At 57.6% G+C, this 1,642-nt stretch carries 3 protein-coding genes; all 3 read left to right on the top strand.

Annotated elements, in window-relative coordinates; all coding sequences use genetic code 11:
- Positions 1 to 338 (top strand): ATP-binding cassette domain-containing protein (locus PMW70_RS09665; protein ID WP_271744733.1); only part of this gene is annotated, 338 nt, incomplete at its 5' end.
- A gap of 1 nt (position 339) precedes the next feature.
- Positions 340 to 684: a hypothetical protein gene (locus tag PMW70_RS09660; protein ID WP_271744732.1), complete on the top strand. Its 345-nt coding sequence runs from the start codon at positions 340 to 342 to the stop codon at positions 682 to 684.
- Between the two features lie 367 nt (positions 685 to 1,051).
- Positions 1,052 to 1,477 (top strand): 50S ribosomal protein L31, encoded by a 426-nt coding sequence (rpmE, locus tag PMW70_RS09655; protein WP_006235303.1) that lies wholly within the window; start codon positions 1,052 to 1,054, stop codon positions 1,475 to 1,477.
- Positions 1,478 to 1,642 lie beyond the last annotated feature (165 nt).

Raw genomic sequence — 1,642 nt, 5'->3', positions numbered from 1 at the left:
TCTCCCCATATCTCGACAAGCCGACCCGTAAACTCTCGACAGGAATGAAGCAGCAGGTAAAGCTTGCCATGGCGATAGCGACCGATTGCCCGTACCTCATCCTCGATGAACCGCTGAACGGCCTCGATCCGGGAAAAAGGAAAACCTCCTGCGACGCGATGCGCAGCGAAGTGGCGCGGGGACGCAGCGTGCTCATTTCAAGCCATCTGCTCGACGACCTGGCAGACCTCACCAACTCGTTCTACTTCATCGAAGCCGGCACGCTCGTGGAAAAGATCAAGTCGTCCTCGCAGACGCTCAAGCAGGAATACCTCGATACATACGAGCGAGGTGAATGACATGAAACTATTTGAACAGCTGAAGTCCAATGCGTCGCGCATGGCTGTCTACGCCATCCTCGTGGCAACGGCTTTATGCGGAATCGCGGCACCCGTCTATGCGCTCAACGGGGAGAAAGGCGATGTCGAACCCGCGTACATAGCTTCGACGGTTAAGGACCGGTACAAAGCCTTCTCTGGAGACACGTTTTACGTAGCAGAGTACGACACGACCTACCGTCAGCTTCGCTACAACAAGGGCTACGACTATCTAGGCGCAGAGGCAATCAGCTATACGTCGGGTTGGTACCGCTCCAACTATGGACACATAACCCAGTTCAAGTGTAACTACCGTGTGTACAACTAAAGCAACCGGCCGGGACGAGGGGTGACGCAAAAGCGTCGCCCCTCGTTTTTAACCATGTCAACTGAACCTAGTTCAGTTTGGTTGATTTCCGATCTCAGCCGAACACATTGAGCGGAAAGGCCGTTCCCGCAGTCAGTCGAACGTCCCCGGGGCCCTTCTCAGGCCCCGGGGACGGCATTTTCCCAGTTGAAGGAACGGTGGAGATGTGTTTCGATGGGTCAGATCCGTGTCGTTCCGAAAAGACCGTGAACCTTTTGTGGGACGCGCGGCGCCGTGGTACCATAGCCGAGTTTGTTGTCTTGGTCGGAAACCAAGACGCCTTATGCGCTGATCGGTAACCAGCGCCTGACCAATAAGGAGTCCTACCATGAAGCAGGGTATCCATCCCCAGTATGTCGAGTGCACGGTGACGTGCTCCTGCGGCAACACCTTCAAGACGCACGCTACCGTGTCTGAGATGAAGGTCGAGCTTTGCAACGAGTGCCACCCGTTCTACACCGGCCAGCAGAAGTTCGTCGACACCGGTGGACGCGTCCAGCGCTTCGCCGACAAGTTCGGTGGCGCCGCTGCCGCCCAGCTCAAGAAGGCTGAGGAGGCCAAGGCTGCCAAGGCCGCCAAGGCTGCTGAGGCCGAGGCCGCTCGCAAGGCCGCCGCTGAGGCTAAGGCTGCCGAGAAGGCTAAGCGTGCCGCTAAGTTCGCCGAGGAGGCTGCCAAGCAGGCCGCCGAGGCTCCCGCAGAGGCTCCCGTCGAGGAGGCCGCTGCCGAGGCCGAGACCACCGAGGCTGCTGAGTAAATAGCTCGCCGCGGAATCACTCGCATTCATGGCATGAGGGCCGTGCATCCATTTGGGTGCGCGGCCCTTTTCTTTTTATTGGTGCAAGTGAACTGCATCCCATTTCTTGGACTTTGAAATTAAGGTTCGAGAAAAGGGAGGCATCGGAAATGCCCCGCAGGAAGA

It is taken from the genome of Collinsella aerofaciens (assembly GCF_028209625.1).
GTDB lineage: Bacteria > Actinomycetota > Coriobacteriia > Coriobacteriales > Coriobacteriaceae > Collinsella > Collinsella aerofaciens_AM.
This window is presented reverse-complemented; position numbering and strand designations above follow the sequence as displayed.